Raw genomic sequence first — 26,895 nt, forward strand, 5'->3', positions numbered from 1 at the left:
TGCGCGGGCTTTTCTGGGATTTCAGGCCGTCTAGCGCCTTGCAGCGATCAACCGACCCACTTCCGTGCGTTGCGGAACATGCGCATCCACGGGCTGCCGCCGTCCGTGGCCTGCTTCCAGGCGTCCGGGGCCCAGCTCATGGTGGCTGCACGGAACACGCGCTCCGGGTGGGGCATCAGGGCCGTAAAGCGGCCGTCCACGGTCGTGACCGAGGTGATACCGTCCGGCGAGCCGTTCGGGTTCAGCGGATAGGCCTGCGTCACCGCGCCCTTGTTGTCGACGAAGCGCAGCGCCACCTTGGCGGCTTGGATATCACCCTGCTGCGAGAAGTCGGCAAACCCTTCGCCGTGTGCCACGACGATCGGAATGCGGCTGCCTTCCATGCCGGCGAAGAAGATCGACGAGGACTGCTCGACCTGCACGGTCACGAAGCGCGCTTCGTACTGTTCCGACTGGTTACGCGTGAACTTCGGCCAGGCATTGGCGCCCGGGATGATCGGGGCGAGGTTGCTCAGCATCTGGCAACCGTTGCAAACGCCGAGCGCGAAGGTGTCCTGGCGGTTGAAGAAGGCCGCGAACTGCTCGGCCATCTGCGCGTTGAACAGGATGGTCTTGGCCCAGCCTTCGCCGGCACCCAGCACGTCGCCATAGCTGAAGCCGCCGCACGCCACGAAGCCCTTGAAGTCGGCCAGGCTTGCCCGGCCGGCGATCAGGTCACTCATATGGACGTCGTGCGTATCGAAACCGGCGCGGTCCATGCTGTATGCCATTTCGAGGTGCGAGTTGACGCCCTGCTCACGCAGGATGGCCACGCGCGGACGGCTGCCGGTGGCGATGAACGGCGCGGCGATGTCCTCGGCCGGGTCGAACGTCAGCACCGGGCTGATGCCAGGGTCCGTATCGTCCTGGAGCAGCTGGTACTCGCTGTCCGCGCAGGCCGGGTTGTCGCGCAGGCGCGCGATGCGCCAGCTGACTTCCGACCAGTTGCGCTGGAGTTCGGCACGGGCAGCGCCGAACACCTTCTTGGCGTCGCGGTACACCTCGAGCTGATCGGTCGCATTCGGCTTGCCGATCACGTGGCTGCAGGCCGACAGGCCGGCTTCGCGGAGCACGCCGAACACCGCGTCGCGCTCGTCGAGTCGCACCTGGATCACGGCGCCCAGTTCCTCGGAGAACAGCGCGCGCAGCGTCTGCTCGTTGCGGCGCTCCGCCACCTGCTGGGCCCAGTTCTTGGCATCGCCATAGTCCTGTTCCTGCGTCGGGTCGAGCGCGAGCATGTCCACGTTCAGGGACACGCCGCAGTGACCCGCGAACGCCATTTCCGCCACGGCAGCCATGAAGCCACCGTCCGAGCGGTCGTGGTAGGCCAGCAGCTTGCCTTCACGGTTCAGGCGCTGGATCACGTTGAAGAAGTTCTTCAGGTCGTCGGCGTTGTCGACGTCCGGCGCGCGGTCGCCCACCTGCTGCGTCACCTGCGCCAGGATGCTGCCGCCCATGCGGTTCTTGCCGCGGCCCAGGTCGATGGCGATCAGTACGCTGTCACCCTGGTCCGTGCGAAGCTGCGGCGTCAGGGTATTGTCGACGTCATCCACGGCGGCAAACGCCGAGATGATCAGCGACACGGGTGCCACGACTTCCTTGTCGCCGTCGGCGTCCTGCCACTTGGTGCGCATGGACAGCGAATCCTTGCCGACCGGAATGCTGATGCCCAGCGCCGGGCACAGTTCCATGCCAACGGCATGCACGGTGTCGTACAGCTTGGCATCCTCGCCCGCCACGCCGCAGGCGGCCATCCAGTTGGCCGACAGCTTCACCTTGCCGAGGTCCTTGACCGGTGCGGCCGCCAGGTTCGTCAGCGCCTCGCCAATCGCCATGCGGCCGGAGGCCGGTGCGTCGATCACGGCCAGCGGCGTGCGCTCGCCCATGGTCATCGCCTCGCCAGCGCGGCCCTTGTAGTCGAGCGTGGTCACGGCCACATCGGCCACCGGCACCTGCCACGGGCCGACCATCTGGTCGCGCGCGTTCATGCCGCCCACGGTACGGTCACCGATGGTGATCAGGAACGACTTGCTGGCCACGGTGGGGTGGCGCAGCACGTCGCGCACCGCCTGCTCCAGCGCGATGCCGGTCACGTCCACCGGCGGCAGTTCCTTGGTCACGCGGGTCACGTCGCGGTGCATGCGCGGCGGCTTGCCCAGCAGCACGTCCATCGGCATGTCTACCGTGAAGTGCTCCTTGAGCGCGGCGTCCACGTGGGCGTCCACCAGTTGCAGCTGCTGCTCCTCGGTGGCCACGCCGACGACGGCAAACGGGGCGCGCTCACGCTCGCACATGGCCTGGAAACGCGGGAAGCTGTCCGGCGCAATCGCCATGACATAGCGCTCCTGCGATTCATTGCACCAGATTTCCGCCGGCGACAGGCCCGACTCCTCCAGGTGCACCTGACGCAGGTCGAAGCGCGCGCCACGGCCAGCGCCGTCCACGAGCTCCGGGAAGGCGTTCGAGATACCGCCCGCGCCCACATCGTGGATCGACAGGATCGGGTTGTCGTCGCCAAGCTGCCAGCAGGCGTTGATGACTTCCTGCGCGCGGCGTTCCATCTCGGGGTTGCCACGCTGCACCGAGTCGAAATCGAGGTCGGCCGTGTTGGTACCGGTGGCCATCGAGCTGGCGGCGCCGCCGCCCATGCCGATGCGCATGCCCGGGCCGCCGAGCTGAATCAGCAGCGTGCCGGCCGGCAGCGGGTCCTTGTGGGTATGGCCCGCGTCGATATTGCCGATGCCGCCGGCAATCATGATCGGCTTGTGATAGCCGCGCACCGTGCCGGCCACGTTCTGCTCGTAGACGCGGAAGTAGCCGCCCAGGTTGGCGCGGCCGAATTCGTTGTTGAACGCGGCGCCGCCGAGCGGGCCCTCGATCATGATCTGGAGCGGCGAGGCGATGCGGTCCGGCTTGCCGGTCACGCCAGCCTTGTCGTCCGGATTGCGATGGGCCACCGGCTGGGCGGCATCGCGGGCGTTTTCCCAGGGCTCGATGGCGTCCGGCAGCAYCAGGTTCGACACCGTGAAGCCGGTCAGGCCCGCCTTGGGCTTGGCGCCCCGGCCCGTGGCGCCCTCGTCGCGGATTTCACCGCCGGCGCCGGTGGAGGCACCCGGGAACGGCGAGATCGCGGTCGGGTGGTTATGGGTCTCCACCTTCATCAGCGTGTGGGTCAGCGCCTCGTGGCGGCCGTACTGCTGGTCCGCGCCGCGCGGGAACCAGCGCTCGGCCATATCGCCTTCCATCACGGCCGAGTTGTCCGAATACGCGACGATCGAGCCCTGCGGATTCAGCTGGTGCGTATTGCGGATCATCGCGAACAGCGACTTGTCCTGGCTCACGCCGTCGATCGTCCACGTGGCGTTGAAGATCTTGTGGCGGCAGTGCTCGCTGTTCGCCTGCGCGAACATCATCAGTTCCACGTCGGTCGGGTTGCGGCCGAGCTTGGCGTAGGCGTCGAGCAGATAGTCGATCTCGTCCTCGGACAGCGCGAGACCCATCGCCGTGTTGGCCTCCTCCAGCGCGGCGCGGCCGGTGGCGATGTCCACGAAGCGCAGCGGCTTGGCCGGCAGTTCCTGGAACAGCCCAGCGGCGTCCTCGCGCGAGGCGATCACGGTTTCGGTCATGCGGTCGAACAGGTGCGCGGCCACGGCGGCACGCACGTCGGCGTCCAGCGTCTTGCGGCCACGCAGCAGGCCCTTCTTGCAGATCACGGTGATCTCCACGCCACGCTCGATGCGGTGCACGTGGGACAGCCCGCAGTTATGCGCGATGTCCGTGGCCTTGCTGGCCCATGGCGAGATCGTGCCGAAACGCGGAATCACCACGAAGCGGTCGCCCTCGGTCTGGGCCGTGAACGGCGTGCCGTAGGTCAACAGCGCGGCAATGCGCGACTGGTCTTCGGCGGAAAGCGGGGTGTCGGTATCGACGAAATGCAGAAACTGGCCATGTACCGATTCAATATCGGCATCGATCTGTTTGAGCGTGGCAAGCAGGCGTTGCTGGCGGAAGGCGGAAAGCGCCAAAGCGCCGGGGAAGCACGAGAAATGCGCCATGATCGTAGCGGTCGGGAGGCGTAGGGAGGTCGGGGCTGGCGGCCGCCGGCACCGCTGAGTGGGGAACCGGCTGGCGGGAAACCGCTATTGTACCTTGCCGGGGCCCGCTTTTTGCATTGCGCAATGGGACGGAGGCGGACATGGACGTCCAAATCGGCTGCGACACCGGCAAGTGCTGCGGACGCACCGTTTTAGTGCGCCATGAATCACTTGATTGATAGCCGATGCTTAGAGCGACGTCGCCGAGCGTGCCGCCTGCTCGTACAAGCCGGTCAACACCCGCAAAAGGCGCGCAAGTTCGCCAATCTCGATGTTTTCCTCGCTACCTTCGGTGAAATTGCTGGTCAGGCACTGTTCGCGGATCTCGCGATAGCGGGCGCAGGCCTCGGCGCCGGCCTGCGTGGTGGCGTAGGTGGCCTCTTTGCCCACCCGCTCGCCGGCGACCAGCCCCAGTCCTGCCAGCTTCTTCAGCGCGTAGGTGACAAGGTGGGTGTCTTCCACATTCAGCACGAAGCAGATATCGGCCAGCCGCTTGGCCCGGCCCCGGTGATTGACGTGGTGGAGCACCAGCACGTCCAGGAAGGTCAGGTCGCGCACGCCAGCCGCGCCCATGCAGCGCACCACCCAGCGGCTGTAGGCGTTGTAGGCCGTGTTCAGGCCGAACTCGAACTCGGACAATTCCGGGCTCCGCACCGAGACGAGGTGCGACGATGAGACGATGTTGACGCCGGCGGCGCGGCCCAGCGTGGCGGGAGGCCGGACGGCGGCCGATGGCGCGTCGTCGGACGCGCTGGCCTGGACTGGCTTGCGTGCCATGAAGCAGGTCTCCCTTAGAAGATGAATAAAATTCGTCGAATCACGACAGATTGTTGACGAATTATCGAGGTGAAGTCGGCCTGAGTCAAAAATCCGGCTCAGAACCAGGCGCGAACGCCGGCCACGAAGCGGGTCTCGCCACTGCGGCCACCGGCCGTGCGGACCAGGTCGGCGGTATTGCCAAACGACTGGTAGCGCTCCACGCCGACATAGGGTGCGAACTGCCGGCTGATCTCGTAGCGCAGCCGGATGCCGACCGTCCCGCTCGACAGCCCGCTGCCGACGCCCGTCTCCGGATCGTTCTTCCCGTACAGATTGGCCTCGATACGCGGCTGGAGGATCCACCGCTGCGTCAGCAGCAGCTCATATTCCGCCGCCAGGCGCAGCGCGGTGCGCCCTTCTGTGCCGACATAGGCCGTCGCGTCCAGCTCGAACCAGTACGGCGCCAGCCCCTGGATGCCCATCGCCAGCCAGTTCCGGGCCGGCCGGCCATGGCCGACATCGTTCCGGAAGCCGAGTTGGGTGTCCCAGTACGAGCCCACCGCGTGGCCCCAGAGCAATTCCGTGCGCGCATCGTGCACCCTGCCCTGCGCGGCCTCCCCTTCGGCCTTGATCACGAGCCGATTGTAGGTACCGCCGAACCACGCTTGGGCCTCGTAGGCGGCGGCATTGTTGCCGTTGCCGTGCGCCCATTCGAGCCGATCGATCAGCACCGAGCCGAAGGGGTGCTCATCCATCATGTGCAAGGACCGATGGCCGCCCAGTGCGTACTGGCCGACGCCCAGCTGGTAACCATCCGAATACGCGTGCGGGTCGCGCGCATCGGCGGGCGCGCTGCCACCCTGCATCGCATCGTGCTGGGCCAGCGCAGCGGTCGTGCCCAGCCCGGAAAACAGCGCGGCGACAATCATTCTTTTCCGAAATTGCAGCGTCATCATGCCACCACCACTTCGCGGAACATGCCGGCGTCCATATGCATCATCAGGTGGCAATGCCAGGCCCAGCGGCCGAGCGCGTCGGCGGTGACGAGGAAGCTGATGCGCTGCGCGGGCTGAACCGGGATGGTGTGCCGCCGCGCCTGGAAGGAGCCGTCCGGCGCCTCAAGCTCGCTCCACAGGCCGTGCAGGTGCATCGGGTGGGTCATCATCGTGTCGTTGTGGAGGATCACGCGCAGCCGCTCGCCGTGGCGGAAGCGCACCGGCGTCGATTTGCCGAACTCGACCCCATCGAATGACCACGTGTAGCGTTCCATATTGCCGGTCAGGTGCAGTTCGACTTCACGCCCCGGGCCGCGCTGGTCCATCGGGCCGCCGATCGTATACATGTCCGAGAGGGTCAGCACGCGCCGCCCGTTGTTGCGCAGGCCAATGCCGGGGTCGTCGAGGTTGGTGCGGGCCATGTCGACGCGCATGTCGGTGCTCGGGCCGTATTCGGTGCGCGCGTGGCGCGCCTTGGTGCTGGGCACCCGGAGCCGGTCCGGCGCGGCCATGCCGTGCTGGCTGTGATCCATGGCGCCGTGGTCCATGTGCCCCATCGCAGCGTGATCCATCGCGCCGTGATCCATCGCCCCATGGTCCATCGCTCCATGGTCCATGCTGCCCATCATGTCGACCGGGGTGAGCCACTCGGGCTGGTCCAGCGGCGGCACGGGCGCCTTGATCCCATCCCGCACGGCCAGCGTGCCGCGCGCGTAGCCGCTCCGGTCCATCGACTGGGCGAAGACCGTGTGGGCGTCGTCGGTCGGCGTCACCAGCACGTCGCAGGTCTCGCCGGGGCCGAATCGGAATTCGTCCACGGAAACCGGGTCGATGCCCTGCCCGTCCACCTGGACCACCTTGAGCTTCAGCCCCGGAATCCGCACGTCGTAGAACGTATTGCCGGCGCCGTTGATAAAGCGCAGCCGCACCGTCTCGCCAGCGCGGAACAGGCCGGTCCAGTTGCCGGCCGGCGTGACGCCGTTCATCAGGTAGGTCAGCGTGGCGCCCGAGAGATCGGCCAGATCCGTCGGATTCATCCGCATCTGGTTCCACATCTTGCGCTTCTCCAGCGCGGCGCCCAGGCCGTCCTGCGACACATCGCGGAAGAAGTCGCCCACCGTGGGCCGGTTGTAGTTGTAGTAGTCGCTCTGGGTCTTGAGCTTGGACAGGATGCGCATCGGGTCTTCTTCCGTCCAGTCGGACAGCAGCACCGAATAGTCGCGATCCGCGCGGATCGTGTCGTCATCGCCATCGATCACAATCGCGCCGTAGACGCCGGTCATCTCCTGGAAGCCGGAATGCGAGTGGTACCAGTAGCTGCCGCTCTGCGCCACCTTGAAGCGGTAGGTGAACGTCTCGCCGGGCGCGATGCCCGGGAAGCTGATCCCGGGCACACCGTCCATCTGGTACGGCAGCAGGATGCCGTGCCAATGGAGCGACGTGGGCTCGTTCAGCCGATTGGTCACGCGGATCGTCACCGTATCGCCCTTGCGCCAGCGCAGCGTGGGGCCGGGCAGCATGCCGTTGATGGTCGGGGCGATGGTTTTCCGGCCGGTGAAGTCCACCACCGCGTCCTGGATGACGAGATCGAACTCGGTGCCGCGCAGCACCGGCGCGGTGCCGCTGCCGGCGCGGGCCGGGCCGGTGGACGCCTGCGCCCATGCCGGCACGGCGCCAACCGCCCCCAGCACGCCGCCTGCCGCCAGGCCCTGAACGAATCGACGCCTTGTCAGGCCGCGCGGCGATGACAGCAACAGCCCCGCCGGAGATATGGGTCGCATGCAATGAATCCTTGGTGTCTCTTATATAGGCGCAGCCAGCTTAGTGACTTCGCAGTAACCGACAAATGACCCGAACATTACATTCCGGTAATCTTCTTGTCATGTTGAGGGAGCGACATACACTGTTGCCTCGCACGGATGGGAGTGGGCATGAAGCTGCTGGTGGTGGAAGACGAGCCGAAAACCGGGGAATACCTGAGGCAGGGCCTGACCGAGGCCGGCTTCGTCGTGGATCTGGCCGTCAACGGTCAGGACGGCGGGCACCTGGCGATGACCGAGGCCTACGACCTGCTGATCCTCGACGTGATGCTGCCCGGCATGGACGGCTGGCGCGTCCTCCAGACCCTGCGCGGGGCCGGCAACCCCGTGCCCGTGTTGTTCCTGACCGCCCGCGACAGCGTGGCCGACCGGGTCAAGGGGCTGGAACTGGGCGCCGACGACTACCTCGTCAAACCCTTTGCCTTTTCCGAGTTGCTGGCCCGGGTCCGGACCCTGCTCCGGCGCGGCACCGCCATCGTGCAGCTGGACCGCATCGAGATCGGCGACCTTGTGCTCGACCTCGCCCGCCGCCGGGCCACGCGCGCCGGCCGCCGCATCGTGCTGACCGGCAAGGAATTCGCCCTGCTGGAACTGCTGGCCCGCCGGCGCGGCGAGGTGCTGCCGCGCTCGCTGATCGCCTCGCAGGTCTGGGACATGAATTTCGACAGCGACAGCAACGTGATCGACGTGGCCATCCGCCGGCTGCGCGCCAAGATCGACGATGACTTCGAACCCAAGCTGATCCAGACCGTGCGCGGCATGGGCTACGTGCTCGAGGTGCCGGAGGACGAGGCGTGAGGCGCCGATACTCGCTCACCACGCGGCTGACAGTGCTGTTCTCGCTGTCGTCGGCGGTGGTGCTGCTCGGGCTGGCCGGGCTGATCCTCTCGGCCATGGACAGCCATTTCGCCGATGAGGACTACGCGCTGCTGCGGGATAACCTCCGCGTCATCGAAAAATCGCTGGCGGCGGGCGCTTCGCCCCAAGCACTTCATGCGGGCCATGCCGGCGACCCCTACGCGCACCACGCCGGCGTGCTGATCCACCTCCGCGAGCCCGATGGCCGCACCCGCTACGCCACCCCGGATTTTGACTTCACGGCAGCGCTGGCCGCCCGGCCGGTCCACGAAGAAGGCGAAGATCGCCTCGCCTGGCAGCAGGCCGGCAAGCGCTACCGGGGCCTGCGCGCGGCGGTGCCGGCGGGCGATGCCGCCCGGCCCATCGGCGTGATCCTGGCGATGGACACCGACATCCACGAGCATTTCCTGCGCGCGTTCCGCCGCTCGCTGGTGCTCTACGTGGCGCTGGCGGTGCTGGCGAGCGGCCTGTTCGGCTGGTGGGCGGCGCGGCGCGGACTGTCGCCGCTGCGTGCGATGGCCTCGCGCGCCAAGGCCGTGACCGGCGACAAGCTCGACCAGCGCATGCCCGTGGAGGCCGTGCCGGTCGAGATGGCCGCCCTGGCCGCCGACCTGAACGCGATGCTGGCGCGCCTGCAGGACGACTTCCGCCGGCTGTCCGAATTCTCGTCGGACCTCGCCCACGAACTGCGCACGCCGCTGACCAACCTGATGACGCAGACCCAGGTGGCGCTCTCGCAGCCGCGCGACGCGGCCCGCTACCGCGACGTGCTGGCCTCGAACGTCGAAGAACTGCAGCGCCTGTCGCGCATGGTCTCCGACATGCTCTACCTGGCCAAGATGGAGCATGGGCTCGACCTCCCCCACAAGGAGTCGATCTCGATCGGCACCGAGGTGCTGGCCCTGTTCGAGTTCTACGAGGCGCTGGCCGAGGACAAGGGCATCGCCCTGCGGCTGGTGGGCGATGCGCGCATCGACGGCGACCGCCTGATGCTGCGGCGCGCGCTCAGCAACCTGCTGTCGAACGCGCTGCGCTACACCCCCGAGCGCGGCAGCGTTACGGTCACCGTCACCCGGCAGGCGGGCGAGGTGGAAGTCGCCGTGGAGAACGACGGCCCCGGCATCGCGCCGGACCTGCTGCCCTCTTTGTTCGACCGCTTCTTCCGGGGCGACAAGTCGCGCGCCCGGCCGGAGTCCGAGACGGTGGGCCTGGGGCTGTCGATCACCCGCGCCATCGTCGCCGCGCACGGCGGCAGCATCTCGGTGCGCTCCGCGCCTGGCACCACCCGTTTCGCGATGCAATTCCCCCCGCCCGCCCGCGAGCCGGCCGCGTCCTGACCCGCGCGGCGCGCCCGCCACATCCAGACGAACCCTATCTGTCGGCGCCGGGCGCTTCTTGCTACCCTGTGGATTCCCGAAGCCATGCCCGGTGCGCAGCCACTGGGCACGGCCCTTGCATTCGAAGCCATCGTGCAATGCTCACCGCGCGGCGACCGAGCCAGAAGCCGCGCGCGTGATCGCGGCGTACGTCATGTCTCAGACAATCGAACCCTGTATTGCCTGATATCTGACGCGCGCCCGGTAGTTCCAACCCGCGCAGTCGGGCAGGCGCCCACGCGCAACACCAGGAGAGATCGAGATGCGAGTCAAGGCAATGGCAGTTGCGGCGGCAGCCCTGCTGCTTGGCAGCACGGCAGCATGGGCGGACACCAAGTGGGACCTGCCCACCGGCTATCCGGCCACCAACCTGCACACCGAGAACCTGCAGCAGATGGCCAACGACGTGGAAAAGGCCACCGGCGGCAAGCTCAAGATCCTGCTCCATCCCAATGGCTCGCTGCTCAAGGCCAACGAAATCAAGCGCGGCGTGCAGACCGGCCAGGTGCAGATGGGCGAGATCCTGATGTCCACGCTGGCCAACGAGAACCCGGTCTTCGGCGTGGATGCCGTGCCATTCCTGGCCACCAGCTACGCCGATGCCTTCCAGCTCTGGCAAGCCTCCAAGCCGGTGACCGAGAAGGTGCTGGACCGCCAGGGCATGAAGTTGCTCTACGCCGTGGCCTGGCCGCCGCAGGGCATCTACGCGAACAAGCCGATCAACAGCGCCGCCGACATGAAGGGCCTGAAATGGCGCGCCTATAACCCGGCCACGTCGAAGATCGCCGAACTGGTCAGCGCCCAGCCCGTGACGATCCAGGCGGCCGACCTCGCCCAGGCACTCGCCACCGGCACGGTCAACTCGTTCATGTCCTCCGGCGCCACCGGCGTGGACACCAAGGTCTGGGAATCGGTCAAGTACTTCTACACCGTGGACGCCTGGCTGCCCAAGAACATGCTGGTGGTCAGCAAGAAGGCCTTCGCCGCGCTGGACAAGCCCACGCAGGACGCCCTGCTCAAGGCCGTGGCCGATGCCGAGAAGCGCGGCTGGCAGGTTTCCGAGCAGAAGACGCGCGACTACCTGGCCACGCTGGCGAAGAACGGCATGACCGTGGCACCGCCCTCGCCCCAGCTGAAGAGCGATATGCAGAAGGTTGGCCAGGTCATGGTCGACGAATGGGCCAAGAGCGCCGGCGACGACGGCAAGGCCATCCTCGGCGCCTACAAGAAGTAACCCCCATGACCACTCCGTTGCCTGACAAGCGCTGGCTGGATCGCTGGCTGGACTTCTGCGCCGTGCTGGGCGCGCTCTGCATCCTTGCGGTGTGCATCGTCATGATCGCCATGTCGATCTCGCGCGAGACCACCATCACGCTCAAGGGCGGCGACGACATCGTCGCCTGGCTGTGCGCCGCCTCGGCCTTCCTCGTCCTCGGACAGACCTTCCAGCACGGCGGCATCGTGCGCGTGGAGATGCTGCTCGAGGCCGTGGGGCCGCGCCGCCGCTGGATGCTGGAGCTGCTCTCGCTCTCCATCTGCCTGCTGTTCGCCGGCTACGCGTCCTGGGCGCTGGGCACCTTCGCCTGGCAGAGCTGGGATATTGGCGATGTGTCGCAGGGGCAGATCGTGATTCCGCTCTGGATTCCGCAGAGCTTCGCCGTGATCGGCGCGGTGGGCTTCCTGCTCGCCGTGGCCGACGAATGGCTGCGCGTGGTGCGGCGCCTGAAGCCGCGCTACCAGCTGGCGCAGGAGGCCAAGCTGGCGTCGGGCGACTTCGGGGAGACGATCTGATGAGTACCGTTGTCGTCGCATTGATCCTGCTGGTCGTGCTGGTGGTCTTCCTGGCGGTGGGGACGTGGATTCCGGTGGCCATCGCGGTCACCTCGTGGGTGGGGCTGGTGGTGTTCTCGGACCACGATGCGCTGGTCAACCTCGCCAACGCGTGGTGGTCGTCGAGCGCCTCCTACACGCTGGCCTCGCTGCCGCTGTTCGTGTGGATGGGCGAGATCCTGTTCCGGACCAAGCTGTCCGAGCAGATGTTCTCGGGGCTCTCGCCCTGGCTCAACTGGCTGCCGGGCCGGCTGATGCACGTGAACATCCTGGGCTGCGGCATCTTCGGGTCGGTGTCGGGCTCGTCAGCGGCCACCTGCGCGACCATCGCCAAGTCGGCGCTGCCCGAGTTGACCCGGCGCGGCTACGACGAGCGCATGACGCTCGGCTCGCTCGCCACGGCCGGCACGCTGGGCATCCTGATTCCGCCGTCGATCACCATGGTGGTGTACGCGGTATCTGCCGATGTGTCGATCATCCGCGTGTTCCTGGCCGGCTTCCTGCCCGGGCTGCTGCTGATGGTGCTGTTTTCGGGCTACATCGTGGTCTGGGCGCTGATGAACCCGAAGCGCGTGCCGCCCGCCGAGACCTTCGGCTGGCGCTCGCGGCTGGCTTCCATCCGCCAGTTGATGCCGTGCATCGTGCTGATCGCGTTCATCACCTGGATCATGATGGCCGGCTACTCCACCGCCACCGAGGCCGCGGCCTATGGTGTGGTGGCGTCGCTGGCGCTGGCCTGGATGGGCGGGTCGCTCACGCGCCGCGCGTTCTGGGACAGCCTGATGTCGGCCACGCGGCTCACGGCGATGATCATGTTCGTGCTGGGCGCCACCTCGTTCCTCTCGGTGACCATGAGCTTCACGGGCATTCCGCGCGCGCTGGCGGAGTGGGTGGCGGCGCTGCACCTGTCCCCGTGGGCACTGATCGGCGTGCTGACGATCATCTACATCGTCCTCGGCACCGCCCTGGACGGCATCTCGATGATCGCCCTGACCACTGCCACGGTACTGCCGATGGTGCAGCAGGCCGGCTTCGATCTGGTATGGTTCGGCATCTTCATCGTACTGCTGGTGGAGATTGCCGAGGTCACGCCGCCGGTCGGGTTCAACCTGTTCGTGCTACAGAGCATGACCGGCAAGGACAGTAACTACATCGCCCGGGTATCGCTGCCATTCTTCATGATGATGGTGCTCGCCATCGCCATCGTGACGGTCTGGCCGGCCGTGGTCACGTGGCTGCCGGACGTGGTGATGGCGAAGGAGCTGAAGTAGCGGCGGCGCCATCGAGGGTTCATCGACACAGGGACAAACCGCCAAGATGCATGTGATTGTGATCGGTGCCGGCGTGATCGGCGTGTGCTCCGCCTGGTACCTGCGCCAGGCCGGTTTCTCCGTGACGGTGCTCGAGCGGCGCGGCGCGCCGGCGCAGGAGGCCAGCTTCGGCAATGCCGGCGTCATCGCGCCGGGCTACGTCACGCCGTGGGCCGCGCCGGGCATGCCGGGCAAGGTCCTGCGGACGCTGTTCCAGCGCGAATCCCCCGTTGTCTTCCGGCCCAGCGCCGATCCGGCCATGTGGCGCTGGATCGGCCGCTGGCTGCGCGAGTGCCAGCCGGAGCGCTACCGCGCCAACAAGCTGCGCATGCAGCGCCTGGCGTTCTACAGCCGCGACTGCCTGCATGGGCTGCGCGAGGCGCTGGAGATCGAGTACGAGCAGTCGCGCGGCTATCTGCAACTGTTCCGCACCCAGCGGGACCTCGACCTCGCCGCGCCGGCGCTGGCCGTGCTGCGCGAGAACCGCGTGCCCCATCAGTTGGTCGATGCCGCCGGCTGCCGGCGGATCGAACCCGGCCTGGCTGCCGACACGGCACTGGCGGGCGGCCTCCATCTTCCCGAAGATGAATCGGGCAACTGCCCGATGTTCGTGCGACGGCTGCACCAGCACGCCGAAGCGGCGGGTGTGCAATTCCGGCTCGATACCGAGGTGGCCCGGCTGCGCCCCACTGACAGTGGCGGCCTGACAGTCGAACTGGCCGCTCCGCGCGGCGCCACGCCCGAGACCCTGCAGGCGGACCGCGTGCTGGTGGCCGCCGGCGTCGGCAGTGCCGCGCTGCTGCGCCCGCTGGGGCTGCGCGTGCCGCTCTATCCGGTGAAGGGCTATTCGGCCACGGTCATGGTGCGCGACGAGCTACAGGCGCCGCTCGCCGCCCTGATGGACGAGTCGTACAAGGTGGCCATCACGCGCATGGGCAACCGGCTGCGCGTGGCGGGCACGGCCGAACTCGGCTCGCGCCGGCTGGACCCGCGCCCGGCTGCGCTCGACACGCTGATCAAGGTGGCGCGCGACTGGTTTCCGGTGGCGGGCCACTACAACGAGGCCACGCTGTGGGCCGGCGCCCGGCCGATGCTGCCGGACGGCCCGCCGCTGATCGGCGCCACGCGCGTGCCCGGCCTGTTCCTGAACCTCGGCCATGGCTCCACGGGCTGGGCGATGGGCTGCGGATCGGGCAAAATCGCGGCGGACCAGATTGCCGCCAGCGCGGGACAAGGCGACGGACCGGCCATCGACATGGACGGCCTCACCCCTGCGCGCTACGGCCTGGCCTCCGCTTGATACTGGCCTGATGCCGACCATGACCGCCTCGCCCTCCCCGTCTTCCCCACTGCCTGACTGGCTGCCGCTCGACCCCACCGGCACCGACGCCACGCCGCTTCATGACGTGGCCACGATCCGCGAGATCGAGCATGCGGCGCTGGCGGCACTGCCCGCCTTCACGCTGATGACGCGCGCCGGCCATGCCGCCGCCGACTGGCTGGCGCGGCAGGTGCCGGAGGGCCGCATCGTCCTGCTGGCTGGCGCCGGCAACAATGGCGGCGATGCGCTGGTCGCGGCCACGCGGCTGCACCAGTCGGGGCGGCAGGTCGAAGTCTGGCTGACTGCCGAGACCGACCGGCTGCCGCCCGATGCCTCGCGTGCCTGGACCGAGGCCCGCACGGCCGGCGTGCCGCTGCTGGCCGTGCCGGCCGACCCGTCCAACACCACCGCTGCCCTGCCGCCCTGGCCGGCGGGCTGCACTGCCCTGGTCGACGGCCTGCTCGGCATCGGCCTGAACCGCCCGGCGGACGGCAACGTGGCGCGCTGGATCGATCATGTGAACGCCGCCGGACTGCCGGTGTACGCGCTGGACATTCCAAGCGGGCTGTCCGCCGATACCGGCGCGGGCCGACCGGCCATCCGCGCGCGCCGCACGCTGACCTTCATCGCCGCCAAGCCGGGCTTGCTCACGCTGGACGGCCGCGACTGCGCAGGCGAGATCGACATCGCCCCGCTCGGCCTGCCCTATCCGCCGGCGCAGGCCGCCATCGCCCATGTGAACCTGCCGGGCGCATTCCGCGATGCGCTGCCGGGGCGCCCGCATGCGGTGAACAAGGGCACCTTTGGCTCGCTGGCGGTGCTCGGCGGCAGCCACGGCATGGCCGGGGCGCCGCTGCTCGGCGCGCGGGCGGCGCTGCATCTGGGCGCGGGGCGCGTGCATGTGGGCTTCCTCGCCCAGCCGGCGCCGTTGATGGACCCGGTCCACCCCGAACTGATGCTGCACGATGTGGCCGACATGGCCGTCGAGACCATGTCCGCGCTGGTCATCGGGCCGGGCATGGGTACCGGCGGCGCGGCGGGCAAGCTGCTGGGGCAATGGATCGACACCTGCGCCAAGGCCAGCCCACCCCCGCCGCTCGTGCTCGACGCCGATGCGCTGAACCTGCTGTCTGGCGACAAGACCCTGGCCGATGCGTTGCGCGCCAGCGGCGTGCCGCACGTGATGACGCCGCATCCGCTGGAAGCAGCGCGGCTGCTCGGCTGCACCGTGGCCGAGATCCAGCGTGACCGCCTTGGCGCCGCGCGCGCGCTGGCCGCCGCATGGCAGGCCACGATCGTGCTGAAGGGCTCCGGCACGCTCATCGCGGCGGCTGGCGTGGACAGCATCGCCATCAATCCGACCGGCAACGCCGCGCTGGCCACGGCCGGCACGGGCGATGTGCTGGCCGGCATGATCGGCGCGCTGCTGGCGCAAGGCATGGCGCCGAAGGACGCCGCCTGCGCGGCGGTCTGGATCCATGGGTGCGCCGCCGACCGGTTGGTCGCCAGCGGCACCGGCCCGGCGGGCATGACTGCCAGCGAACTCTATCTGCCCGCCCGCGACATCCTCAATGCGCTGATCCAGGGCCGGACGGCATGACCCAGGCCGCCAGTCTCACCACGGGCGACGATCCGCGCCGTCGCCTGCTGACCGGCATCGCGCTGCTGGTGCTCGGCCAATGGATCCTGAGCCTGCTCGACGCCACCGGCAAGACGCTGACCCAGCAGGGCCTGCCCGTGGTCGCGGTGGCCTGGGTGCGCTATCTCGGCCATGTCGTGGCCATCTTCCTGTTGCTGGGGCCGACGCGCTGGCGGCTGCAGTATCGGCCCTCGCGGCCACGCCTCCAGTGGCTGCGCGGCGTGCTGATGCTGGCATCGACGCTGGTGTTCTTCAGCGTGCTGCGCCTGATGCCGCTGGCGCAGGCCACCGCCCTCAACTTCTGCGCGCCGCTGTTCGTGGTGGCGCTATCGCCGTGGCTGCTCGGTGAGCGCCCGGGGGCGCACGCGCGCTGGACGCGCTGGATCGGCGTCGCCATCGGCTTCGCCGGCATGCTGGTGGTGGTGCGGCCCGGCGGCGAACTGAGCACGCTCGGCGTGGGGCTGGGGTTGCTGTCCGCGATGTTGTTCGCGCTGCTGCAAATGCTGACGCGCCACATCGCCGCCCATGACGCGCCGATGACCACGCTGATCCAGAGCGGCGTGACCGGCGCGGTGCTGACCACGCTCATCGTGCCATTCTTCTGGTTCGAGGCGGTTCCCACGCCGGCGCAGGCCGCGCTGCTGCTGTCCGCCGGCATCACCGGGTCACTTGGGCATTACTTCGTGATCCGCGCGTTCCAGTACGCCGATGCCTCGTTCCTGAGCCCCTTCCTGTACCTGCAGATCTTCTCGGCCACGGTGGTCGGGTACTTCGCATTCGGGCAGTTGCCGGACTGGACCACCGCGCTCGGCATCGCCGTGATCTGCGTGGGCGGCGTCTGCGTGGCCGGCGGCGAGCCGTTGCTGCGCCGTGTGGCGGGCCGGCTCGCGGCACGCGCCCGTCCCCGCACTTGAGGGGCAGCAGGGGAACGCACCACGTCGGACAATGTCCGATAAAACACGGACGCCATGGCTGCTAAGGTAGCGTGTGCGTCCGCCCATCCGCCCTTGGTGACGCAATCGGAACAAAAGACGGGAAAGATCCGTCCGTTACCGCGCATGTACCGCCAAATTCCGGCGATATACTACCGCTGCCCGCCACGCCGGGCGTTTGCCCCCCTGAGACAAACCGAACACCGCATGCCGACTGAACTCCACGCCTGGACCGCCCTTCGCCAACACCACGACGCCATCCGCCATACGCCGATGCAGGACTGGTTTGCCGAAGCCGAAGCCGCCCGGCGGGTCGAGGACTTCTCGCTGGAAGCCGCCGGCCTGTACCTGGACTACTCCAAGAACCGCATCACGTTCGAAACCTTCGCGCTGCTGATGAAGCTGGCCGAGGAAGCCGGCGTGACGCAGCGCCGGGACGCCATGTTCGCGGGCGAACACATCAACACCACCGAAGACCGTGCCGCCCTGCACGTGGCGCTGCGCGCGCTGCCCGATGCGCCGTTCAAGGTCGATGGCGTCTCCGTGATGCCGGCCATCCATGACGTGCGCTGCCGTATGCAGGACTTTTCCGAACGCGTACGCGGCGGCGCCTGGACCGGTTCCACGGGCCAGACCATCACCGATGTCGTCAACATCGGCATCGGCGGGTCTGACCTCGGCCCGCGCATGGTCTGCCGCGCGCTGGCGCACCTGGGCGACCAGACCGGGCCGCGCATCCACTTCGTCTCCAACGTAGACGGCACCGAACTGGCCGAAACGCTCGTCCGACTGAACCCGGCGCGCACGCTGGTCATCGTCTGTTCCAAGACGTTCACCACGCTCGAGACCATGGCCAACGCGCGCAGCATGCGCGACTGGTTCCTGCGCAACGGCGTTCCCGAGAACCAGCTCGCGCGGCATTTCGTGGCGGTGTCCACCAATCGCGAGGCCGTGACCGAGTTTGGCATCGACCCCGCCAACATGTTCGAATTCTGGGACTGGATTGGCGGCCGCTTCTCGCTGTGGTCTTCAGTGGGCCTGTCGATCGCGCTGGCCGTGGGCTTTGATGCCTTCGACGACCTGCTGCTCGGCGCGCGCGCCATGGACGATCACTTCCGCACCGCCCCGCTGGCGCGCAACATGCCCGTGGTGATGGCGATGCTGGGCATCTGGTATCGCAATTTCTTCGGCATGCCGACCAGCTGCATGGCGCCGTACTCGACCTCGCTCGAACTGTTCCCGGCGTTCCTGCAGCAGCTGGAAATGGAGAGCAACGGCAAGTCGGTCCAGCTGGACGGCCAGCCGGCGCACGTGCAGACCTCGCCCGTGGTCTGGGGCACGGCCGGCACCAATGGCCAGCACGCCTACTTCCAGATGATTCACCAGGGTTCGCAGATCGTGCCGGTCGACTTCGTGGCACCGCTGGTGCCGCCGCGCAGCCTGCCCGGCCATCATGCCAAGCTGCTGGCCAACTGCTTCGCGCAGGCCGAGGCGCTGATGCGCGGGCGCAGCGCCGAGGAGCTACGCGCGGCCGGCATGACCGACGAGGACCGCCTGCCCCACATGGTGTTCGAGGGCAACCGCCCGAGCAACACGCTGCTGATGGAAGACCTGACGCCGCATGTGCTCGGCGCGCTGATCGCGCTCTACGAGCACCGCACGTTCGTGCAGGGCGTGGTGTGGAATATCAATTCGTTCGACCAGTGGGGCGTGGAGCTGGGCAAGATCCTTGCGCGCCCGATCGAGGCCGAACTCAATGGCAGCGCCCAGGCTACGCACGATGCGTCCACGGCGGCGCTGATCGCCCGCGCGCGCCCCGTGCTGGCGCGCGGCTGACGCCGCGCCCGCCGGAGCGTCAGACTTCGGTGCCCATCCACTCGTCGCTGGCCACGCGGCCGGCGTCGATGGTCAGGATGCGGGCGCAGCGCGCCGCCACGGAGCGGTCGTGCGTGACCAGTACCAGCGTGGACCCGGCATTGCGGTTCAGCTCGAACATCAGCGCGATCACGGCCTCGCCGGTGCTCGTGTCGAGGCTGCCGGTCGGCTCATCGGCGAACAGGATGTCCGGCCGGGCGACGAACGCCCGCGCCAGCGCCACGCGCTGCTGCTCACCACCGGAAAGCGTGCGCGGATAGTGGGTCAGGCGCTTGCCCAGGCCCACGCGCACGAGCATTTCCGTGGCACGCTCGCGCACGCGGTCGGTCTCGCCGCGCAACTCGAGCGGCAGCATCACGTTTTCGAGCGCTGTCAGGTGGCCCACCAACTGGAACGACTGGAACACGAAGCCCACGTGCCGGCCACGCAGCGCGGCGCGCTGGTCTTCATCGAGCGTGAACAGATCCTGGCCGTGCAGCCGCACCGAGCCCGTGCTGGGCAGGTCCAGGCCCGCCAGCAGCCCCAGCAGCGTGGATTTTCCCGAGCCGGACGCGCCGACGATGGCCAGCGTTTCGCCCGGCGTGACGGAAAACGAGACGTCGTGCAAAATCGTCAGCGAACCTGTCGTGTCGGCAACGGTCTTTCCGAGTGACTCGACAGCGAGAATGGAAGAGGACATGAGCGAGAGGATTGGATACGGTTGGCGCCCCAGGGCGCTGGCGGCGTGCGGTGCGATGCTGGGCGCGGCGATGTTGATGGCGGCGCTGCCGGCCGGCGCCCAGGCTCAGGCCCAAACTCAGGCCAGGCCAACGGCCGCGAAACCGGCTGCCACCGCTGCGCCCGCGGTGCTGGTGCTTGGCGACAGCCTGTCGGCCGAGTACGGCATCGCGCGCGGCACCGGCTGGGTCAGCCTGCTGCAGGACCGCCTGCACAAGGAGCGCCTCGATTATAGCGTCGTCAATGCCAGCATCAGCGGCGAGACCACGTCGGGCGGCAAGACGCGCCTGCCGGACCTGCTCGCCCGGCACAAGCCGGCCGTGGTGGTCGTGGAGCTTGGCGCCAACGATGCCCTGCGCGGTCTGTCCCTGCAATCCACAGAAACCAACCTGCGCGGCATGCTGACGGCGGCGCGCCAGGCGGGCGCCGGCGTGGTGCTGGTCGGCATGCGGATTCCGCCGAACTACGGCCCCGACTATACCGAGCGCTTTTTCGCGCTCTACAGCAAGCTGGCCAGCGAGTACCGCGTGAGTCTGGTGCCGTTCTTCCTCGACAAGGTGATCGCCCGGCCCGAGTGGTTCCAGGACGACCGCATTCATCCCACCTCCGCCGCCCAGGCCACGCTGCTCGACAATGTCTGGCCGCAGTTGCAGCCGCTGCTGAAAGCGCCGGCGAAAAAGCGCTGAGATCGTCCTCCCCAAACAAAAAACCCCTGCTGGTCGCTGACCGCAGGGGTTTTTTGCTGGCAAGCCGCGCCGGTTACTGCGCTGCGCCTTCGCTGGCCGGTACGTCGGTGGCCGCGATCGGACGCAGGATCTTGACCTTCGCCCGCGCCTTCAGCGTTTCATAGTAGGCGGCGAGTTCGGCCTGGCCGGCCAGTTGGGCCAGCTGTTGCGACTCGGCGTCGCGCTGGCCCGGGTTCGCCTGGGTCGGCGAGCTGACCTTGCCGATGCGATAGATCGCATAACCATCCGCACCGAGGTCCACGCCGACCACAGCGGGCAGCTTGGTCGTGTCGGCGCGCATGATGGCCTCGACCGCCTTCGGCGACAGGCCGTCTGCCTTGGTACGCGACACCGTCACAGCTTGGCCGAAGCCGGCAGCGCTGTCGGCCTTCTTCAACGCTTCGAGCTTGGCTTCGCCATCCTTGCGGGCCAGTTCGGCAGCCTGCTGGGCGACGTAGGCCTGGCGCACCTGGGCTTCCACGTCCTCGAATTTACGCGCGGTCGCCGGGCGATAGTCGACGATACGTGCCGCCACCAGCGTGGTCGGGCCCACCTGCACCGCTTCGGTGTTGCGCTTGTTCTTGAGCGCGTCGTCGCTGAACAGGGCCTTCAGCACCTTCTCATTGTTGAGCGGGTTCTGCGCGCCCAGCGCCAGGTTCGGCGTGCGGGTGACGTTGTCGGCGGTCTGGATCGTCAGCTTGAACTTGTCGGCGGCCGGCTTGAGGCTTTCGGACTGCTCGTAGACGGTGTTGCCGAAGGCATCGGCCAGCTCCGTGTACTTCTTGCTCGCCAGTTGCTTCTTGAGTTCGGCTTCCAGTTCGGGGCGCACGGCCTCGAGCGGCTGCGTCTCGGCCGCCTTGATGCCGGTCAGCTTGATGATGTGGTAGCCGTAGTCGGTTTCCACCACATCGCTGATCTGGCCGTCCTTGAGCGCGTACATGGCGTCCTCGAACGGCTTGACCAGCGCGCCGCGGCCCATGAAGCCGAGGTCGCCGCCCTTCTCCGCCGAACCCGGATCCTGCGACTGCTTCTTCGCCACGTCGGCGAACGTCTCAGGATGCTTGCGCAGGTCTTCCAGCAGCTTGGTGGCCTTGTCCTTCGCGGCCTTGCGGTCGGCTTCCTTGCCGTCCTTGGGCGCTGAGAGCAGGATGTGGCTCGCACGGCGTTGCTCGTCGGTCCGGAAACGCGCGATGTTGCTCTCGTAGTAGGACTTGAGCTCTTCCGGCGTCACGGTCTGGCTCGCGGCCAGGGAGTCGCCGGACAGCACCACGTACTCCACCTTCGCCTGTTCCGGCGTGGTGTAGGCCGACACATGCGCGTCGTAGTAGGCCTTCAGCGCGGCGGCGTCAGCCGTGACCTTGGACGTGAAATCAGCCGGCTTGATCGTCAGCGTCTGCACGTCACGCTGTTGGTCGCGCACGGCGATCAGGCGGTCCAGCAGCGACTTCGGCACGAACGCCGTGGTCCCCACGGCGCCGCCAAGCTGCTGCGTGGCCAGTTCGAAGCGCAGGCGCGCATCGAACTGCTCGGGCGTCATGCCCTGCGTGGCCAGCAGTTGGATGTAGGCCTTGTCGTCGAACTTGCCGTCCGCCGTCTTCAGCTGGGCGATGGCCGGGATGTTCTGGATGGCTGCCGCCACCTGGGCATCGGACACCGTCAGATTCTTCTTGGCGGTGGCGTCGGACACCACGCGTTGCAGGATCAGCTGGTTCACCACGGACTGGCGCGCGGCGGCACCTTCGAACATGCGCGGATCGTACTGATTGCCCAGCATCTGGCGCATGCGCTCGCTCTGGTCGCGCACCACGTTGTCCACTTCCTGCACGGTGATTGCGCGACCATCGACCTTGGCGACGTCGTGCGAGGTATCCATGAAGCGCGAATAGCTTTCCACGCCGAAGAATACGAACGACGGGAAGACAAGCACCAGCAGCAGCAAAAGCATCAGGCGCCGGTTGTTGCGTACGAAATCAAGCATGCTGATTCTGGTAAGGGGTTGGCACGAAGACAAACTCCGCGATTCTAGCAGGTGCCGGGCGCGAAACCGTCATTTGCTGATGCGGCAGCGTCACGTGAGCGGGGAATGGCTGGGAAGACAACAGATACAAAAAAACCCGCATGCGCGGGCGATTTTGCTTGGCGGAGTGGACGGGACTCGAACCCGCGACCCCCGGCGTGACAGGCCGGTATTCTAACCAACTGAACTACCACTCCTGCGTGGGTTCCCTTGGGATGGTGAAGTGGTGGGTGCTGAGGGGCTCGAACCCCCGACCTACGCCTTGTAAGGGCGCCGCTCTACCAACTGAGCTAAGCACCCACTAGACCATCGCGGGCTTGCGCGCCCGCTGGGTAATCTCGCTTCGCACGACTCGGCGGTTACTGCCTGGCTGCCGCTGTTTGCGTTGCGAGGCCGCGATTGTAATACGAGACTTTCCGCGTTGCCAACCCCGGCCGCGCAAAAAAAATGCCGCGGGGGAACCCCGCGGCATCTTCCTGACAGCGCTCGGTCAATCAGTGATGAATCATCTCGACCGTGGCCTTGGCCTTGTCCGCCACCTCGGCGGGCTTGGCCTCTTCCTCGGCCAGCGGCTCGGGCTTGCGCTCGAGTGCCAGCTCCAGCACCTTGTCGATCCAGCGGACCGGCACGATCTCGATGGCGTTCTTCACGTTGTCCGGAATCTCGGCGAGATCCTTGACGTTCTCCTCGGGGATCAGCACCAGCTTGATGCCGCCACGATGGGCCGCCAGCAGCTTCTCCTTGAGACCGCCGATCGGCAGCACTTCGCCGCGCAGCGTGATCTCGCCAGTCATGGCCACGTCCGCCCGCACCGGAATGCCGGTCAGCACCGACACGAGTGCAGTCGTCATCGCCCCGCCGGCCGACGGACCATCCTTGGGCGTGGCGCCTTCGGGTACGTGGATGTGGATGTCGCGCTTCTCGAACATCTCATCCGTGATCCCCAGGCGACGTGCCCGCGAACGCACCACCGAACGCGCAGCTTCGACCGATTCCTTCATCACATCGCCCAACGAGCCGGTACGCGTGATGTTGCCCTTGCCCGGCATGATGGCGGCTTCGATGGTCAGCAGATCGCCGCCCACCTCGGTCCACGCGAGGCCGGTCACCTGGCCCACCTGGTTTTCCTTGCCGGCCAGGCCGAAGTCGTACTTGCGCACGCCCAGGAACTTGTCCAGGTTCTCCGAATCGACCTTCACCGCGCCCGATTCCTTCTTCAGGAGCAGTAGCTTGACCACCTTCCGCGCGATCTTCGACACCTCGCGTTCCAGCGACCGCACACCGGCTTCCCGGGTGTAGTAGCGGATGATGTCGCGGATGGCCGCTTCGGTGATGTCGATCTCGCCAACCTTCAGACCATTGTTCTTGATCTGCTTGGGCAGCAGGTAGCGCGTGGCGATGTTCACCTTCTCGTCTTCGGTGTAGCCCGAGAGGCGAATCACTTCCATACGGTCCAGCAGCGGCGGCGGGATGTTCAGCGAGTTCGACGTCGCCACGAACATCACGTCCGACAGGTCGAAGTCCACCTCGATGTAGTGGTCCTGGAACGTGTGGTTCTGTTCCGGGTCCAGCACCTCGAGCAGCGCCGACGACGGGTCACCACGGAAGTCCATGCCCATCTTGTCGATCTCGTCGAGCAGGAACAGCGGATTGCGCACGCCAACCTTCGACAGGCTCTGCAGGATCTTGCCCGGCATCGAGCCGATATAGGTCCTGCGGTGGCCGCGGATCTCGGCCTCGTCACGCACGCCGCCCAGTGCCATGCGCACGAACTTGCGGTTCGTGGCGCGTGCCACCGACTGCCCGAGCGAGGTCTTGCCCACACCGGGGGGGCCGACCAGGCACAGGATCGGCGCCTTCACCTTGTCCACGCGCTGTTGCACTGCGAGGTACTCGAGAATCCGTTCCTTGACCTTCTCCAGGCCATAGTGGTCTTCGTCAAGCACGCGCTCGGCGTTCGCGAGGTCATTGTTGACCTTGCTCTTCTTGCGCCACGGCAGGTTGACCAGCGTGTCGATGTAGTTGCGCACGACGGTGGCTTCGGCCGACATCGGCGACATCAGCTTGAGCTTCTTGAACTCGGCGTCGGCCTTCTTCTTGGCCTCCTTGGGCATGCGTGCGGCCTTGATGCGCTTATCCAGCTCCTCAAGGTCGGCGCCTTCCTCGCCCTCGCCCAGTTCCTTCTGAATCGCCTTGACCTGCTCGTTCAGGTAGTACTCGCGCTGGCTCTTTTCCATCTGGCGCTTCACGCGGCCACGGATGCGCTTTTCCACCTGCAGGATGTCGATCTCGCCTTCGAGCTGCGAGAGCAGGCTCTCGAGACGCTCGGTCACATTGACCATCTCGAGGATCTTCTGCTTCTGCTCGAGCTTGATCGGCAGGTGCGCGGCGATGGTATCGGCCAGACGACCAGCTTCATCGATGCCCGACAGCGACGTCAGGATCTCGGGCGGGATCTTCTTGTTCAGCTTCACATACTGGTCGAACTGCGACACGATTGCGCGGCGCAGGGCCTCGGTCTCGGCGGATTCGACCGGCGCGGGCGGCACAGGCACGGCTTCGCACATGAAGTGCGAATCGTCCTCGCTCACCTCGGTGATATTCGCGCGTTGCGTGCCTTCCACGAGCACCTTCACGGTACCGTCGGGCAGCTTCAGCATTTGCAGGATATTCGCGATGCAGCCAACCTCGTACAGGTCGTCAGCCGTCGGCTCGTCCTTGGCAGCCGTCTTCTGGGCCACGAGCATGATGCTCTTGCCCGACTCCATCGCAGTCTCAAGCGCCTTGATGGACTTCGGGCGACCCACGAACAGCGGGATCACCATGTGCGGAAACACCACCACGTCGCGCAGCGGCAACAGTGGGAGGCGAATCGGCTCAGCCGGGAGGAGTTGTGTTCCGGACATCATTTTCCCCAGTCAGTCATTTAAGGCGTAAATAGGGTCACGGGAATCGATTGCAAGGTACCGCCCCCGATTCTTTGTGCCGTCATGCCGCGCGAAAAAGTGCCGCGCAAAGCACCTGTGACCCACTCTGAAACAGCATACCCGCGTTTCCTCCCGTTCGTATCGTCGAATTGAAGAAAAAAAGCCGTTCGCTTTCAGGCGAACGGCCGCTTGATTTTTAAGCCGGTGTGGCATGCACCACGTAGGCCGGCGCGTTCGTCAGTTGGACCCCGCAACCTTGGGCTGCTGCTCTTCGTACATGAGCAGCGGCGGTGCATCGCCGGTGATCGTATTTTCATCGATCACCACCTTTTGCACGCCCTTGTAGTTCGGGAGGTCGTACATGACGTCCATCAGCGACTGTTCCAGGATGGAACGCAAACCGCGTGCCCCCGTCTTGCGACGGATGGCCTTGCGTGCGATGGCGGACAGCGCGGCCGGACGAATCTCCAGCTCCACACCTTCCATCGCCAGCAGCTTCTGGTACTGCTTGAGCAGTGCATTCTTGGGCTCGACCAGGATCTGCATCAGCGCGGCCTCGTCCAGCTTGGCCAGCGTGGCCACCACCGGCAGGCGGCCGATCAGCTCCGGAATCAGGCCGAACTTGATCAGGTCTTCCGGCTCGGTCTGGGGCAGCACCTCGCTGACATCACGTTCTTCCTTGCTCTGCACCTGGGCCGCAAAACCGATGCCGGTCTTGTCCGAGCGCTGCATGATGACCTTTTCCAGGCCGTCGAACGCGCCGCCGCAAATGAACAGGATGTTGGTGGTGTCCACCTGCAGGAAGTCCTGATTCGGGTGCTTGCGCCCGCCTTGCGGCGGCACCGAGGCCATCGTGCCTTCGATCAGCTTCAGCAGCGCCTGCTGCACGCCCTCGCCCGACACGTCGCGCGTGATGGACGGGTTGTCGGACTTGCGCGAGATCTTGTCGATTTCGTCGATGTAGACGATGCCGCGCTGGGCCTTCTCGACCTCGTAGTTGCAGTTCTGGAGCAGCTTCTGGATGATGTTCTCGACGTCCTCGCCCACGTAGCCGGCTTCGGTCAGCGTGGTGGCGTCGGCAATCACGAACGGGACGTTCAGCAGCCGGGCCAGCGTCTGCGCGAGCAATGTCTTGCCCGAGCCGGTCGGCCCGATCAGCAGAATATTGCTCTTGGAGAGTTCGACGTCATCCTTCTTGCCAAGATGCTTAAGGCGCTTGTAGTGGTTGTACACCGCTACCGCCAGGATCTTCTTGGCTTGCTCCTGCCCGATCACATACTGATCCAGGCTTTCGCGGATTTCGTGGGGCGTGGGCAGGTCCGAACGCGTGGCGGCCGTGGCGTCCTTATCGGTCGCGGCGGCCTCGTCACGGATGATTTCATTGCACAGGTCGATGCATTCGTCGCAAATGAACACCGACGGGCCCGCGATGAGCTTCTTGACCTCGTGCTGGCTCTTGCCGCAGAACGAGCAATACAGAAGCTTCTCGCTGGATGAACCTTTTTTGTCCGCCATAGGAATCAGTCACATTAGCAGTGTGGTCCCCGCACGGCGGGAGAGCCCCACGGGAAACGCATTAAACGCATCATACGCCAAAACAATTGGCGCAGTCGGCGGCTTCCCCGGCGTGTGGGGCAAAACGCAAAAACGAGGCGCACAGC

General features: G+C 66.8%; 18 protein-coding genes and 2 tRNA genes. 10 read left to right on the forward strand and 10 right to left on the reverse strand.

Translation table 11 applies throughout. The features are described from left to right. Positions 1-47 precede the first annotated feature (47 nt). From purL to AC1DFU_RS20190, 4 genes are all read right to left on the reverse strand, one after another. Positions 48-4,094: a phosphoribosylformylglycinamidine synthase gene (gene purL / locus AC1DFU_RS20175; protein ID WP_477159874.1), complete on the reverse strand. Its 4,047-nt coding sequence runs from the start codon at positions 4,092-4,094 to the stop codon at positions 48-50. 228 nt (positions 4,095-4,322) lie between these two features. Continuing rightward, positions 4,323-4,910 (reverse strand): winged helix DNA-binding protein, encoded by a 588-nt coding sequence (locus AC1DFU_RS20180; protein ID WP_092293110.1) that lies wholly within the window; start codon positions 4,908-4,910, stop codon positions 4,323-4,325. Positions 4,911-5,008: 98 nt separating this feature from the next. Beyond that, positions 5,009-5,845, reverse strand: coding sequence for a copper resistance protein B (locus AC1DFU_RS20185; RefSeq protein ID WP_441591173.1), 837 nt, complete (start codon positions 5,843-5,845; stop codon positions 5,009-5,011). Further along, complete coding sequence (locus tag AC1DFU_RS20190; protein WP_441591051.1) at positions 5,845-7,668, reverse strand: copper resistance system multicopper oxidase; 1,824 nt, start codon at positions 7,666-7,668, stop codon at positions 5,845-5,847. Before AC1DFU_RS20190 ends, AC1DFU_RS20185 begins: the two co-directional genes overlap by 1 nt. Before the next feature lie 150 nt (positions 7,669-7,818). Here AC1DFU_RS20190 and AC1DFU_RS20195 point away from each other — a divergent pair, with 150 nt between their 5' ends. From AC1DFU_RS20195 to pgi, 9 genes are all read left to right on the forward strand, one after another. Next, positions 7,819-8,505 (forward strand): heavy metal response regulator transcription factor, encoded by a 687-nt coding sequence (locus tag AC1DFU_RS20195; protein ID WP_092293104.1) that lies wholly within the window; start codon positions 7,819-7,821, stop codon positions 8,503-8,505. Further along, positions 8,502-9,902, forward strand: a complete 1,401-nt coding sequence (locus AC1DFU_RS20200) for a heavy metal sensor histidine kinase (RefSeq protein ID WP_441591052.1) — start codon at positions 8,502-8,504, stop codon at positions 9,900-9,902. The genes AC1DFU_RS20195 and AC1DFU_RS20200 overlap by 4 nt, the downstream gene beginning before the upstream one ends. Before the next feature lie 301 nt (positions 9,903-10,203). Further along, positions 10,204-11,175, forward strand: coding sequence for a TRAP transporter substrate-binding protein (locus AC1DFU_RS20205; RefSeq protein ID WP_092293100.1), 972 nt, complete (start codon positions 10,204-10,206; stop codon positions 11,173-11,175). 5 nt (positions 11,176-11,180) lie between these two features. Beyond that, positions 11,181-11,732 carry a TRAP transporter small permease subunit gene (locus tag AC1DFU_RS20210; protein ID WP_092293098.1) on the forward strand — a complete coding sequence of 184 codons (552 nt, stop codon included), beginning with the start codon at positions 11,181-11,183 and terminating at the stop codon, positions 11,730-11,732. Beyond that, the gene (locus AC1DFU_RS20215) at positions 11,732-13,042 is read left to right on the forward strand and encodes a TRAP transporter large permease (protein WP_441591054.1); all 1,311 of its coding nucleotides are present in this window, start codon (positions 11,732-11,734) and stop codon (positions 13,040-13,042) included. Before AC1DFU_RS20210 ends, AC1DFU_RS20215 begins: the two co-directional genes overlap by 1 nt. A 46-nt stretch (positions 13,043-13,088) precedes the next feature. Beyond that, positions 13,089-14,381 (forward strand): D-amino acid dehydrogenase, encoded by a 1,293-nt coding sequence (locus tag AC1DFU_RS20220; protein ID WP_441591055.1) that lies wholly within the window; start codon positions 13,089-13,091, stop codon positions 14,379-14,381. A gap of 19 nt (positions 14,382-14,400) precedes the next feature. Next, positions 14,401-16,002 carry an NAD(P)H-hydrate dehydratase gene (locus tag AC1DFU_RS20225; RefSeq protein WP_177219890.1) on the forward strand — a complete coding sequence of 534 codons (1,602 nt, stop codon included), beginning with the start codon at positions 14,401-14,403 and terminating at the stop codon, positions 16,000-16,002. Beyond that, the gene (locus tag AC1DFU_RS20230) at positions 15,999-16,955 is read left to right on the forward strand and encodes a DMT family transporter (RefSeq protein WP_092293090.1); all 957 of its coding nucleotides are present in this window, start codon (positions 15,999-16,001) and stop codon (positions 16,953-16,955) included. Before AC1DFU_RS20225 ends, AC1DFU_RS20230 begins: the two co-directional genes overlap by 4 nt. 225 nt (positions 16,956-17,180) lie before the next feature. Further along, the gene (pgi, locus tag AC1DFU_RS20235; RefSeq protein WP_092293088.1) at positions 17,181-18,809 is read left to right on the forward strand and encodes a glucose-6-phosphate isomerase; all 1,629 of its coding nucleotides are present in this window, start codon (positions 17,181-17,183) and stop codon (positions 18,807-18,809) included. A 19-nt stretch (positions 18,810-18,828) separates the two neighbouring features. Here the strand turns inward: pgi and AC1DFU_RS20240 are convergent, their stop codons facing one another. Continuing rightward, positions 18,829-19,527, reverse strand: a complete 699-nt coding sequence (locus AC1DFU_RS20240) for an ABC transporter ATP-binding protein (RefSeq protein WP_092293087.1) — start codon at positions 19,525-19,527, stop codon at positions 18,829-18,831. On the opposite strand from AC1DFU_RS20240, the gene AC1DFU_RS20245 reads away from it, so the two are divergent. Then, the gene (locus tag AC1DFU_RS20245) at positions 19,526-20,251 is read left to right on the forward strand and encodes an arylesterase (RefSeq protein ID WP_255370755.1); all 726 of its coding nucleotides are present in this window, start codon (positions 19,526-19,528) and stop codon (positions 20,249-20,251) included. The two genes, AC1DFU_RS20240 and AC1DFU_RS20245, sit on opposite strands and share 2 nt — an antisense overlap. Before the next feature lie 73 nt (positions 20,252-20,324). Here the strand turns inward: AC1DFU_RS20245 and AC1DFU_RS20250 are convergent, their stop codons facing one another. The 5 genes from AC1DFU_RS20250 to clpX all read right to left on the reverse strand — a co-directional run bounded on the left by AC1DFU_RS20250 (position 20,325) and on the right by clpX (position 26,749). Continuing rightward, the gene (locus AC1DFU_RS20250) at positions 20,325-22,268 is read right to left on the reverse strand and encodes a SurA N-terminal domain-containing protein (protein ID WP_441591056.1); all 1,944 of its coding nucleotides are present in this window, start codon (positions 22,266-22,268) and stop codon (positions 20,325-20,327) included. Between the two features lie 159 nt (positions 22,269-22,427). Further along, positions 22,428-22,504: transfer RNA gene (locus AC1DFU_RS20255), tRNA-Asp, on the reverse strand. 27 nt (positions 22,505-22,531) lie between these two features. After that, positions 22,532-22,607, reverse strand: a tRNA-Val gene (locus AC1DFU_RS20260). Positions 22,608-22,801: 194 nt separating this feature from the next. Further along, the gene (lon, locus tag AC1DFU_RS20265; RefSeq protein WP_092293081.1) at positions 22,802-25,213 is read right to left on the reverse strand and encodes an endopeptidase La; all 2,412 of its coding nucleotides are present in this window, start codon (positions 25,211-25,213) and stop codon (positions 22,802-22,804) included. Positions 25,214-25,471: 258 nt separating this feature from the next. Beyond that, positions 25,472-26,749, reverse strand: coding sequence for an ATP-dependent Clp protease ATP-binding subunit ClpX (gene clpX / locus AC1DFU_RS20270; RefSeq protein ID WP_092293079.1), 1,278 nt, complete (start codon positions 26,747-26,749; stop codon positions 25,472-25,474). Between the last annotated feature and the right edge of the window lie 146 nt (positions 26,750-26,895).

It is taken from the genome of Cupriavidus sp. 10L45, assembly GCF_056395225.1.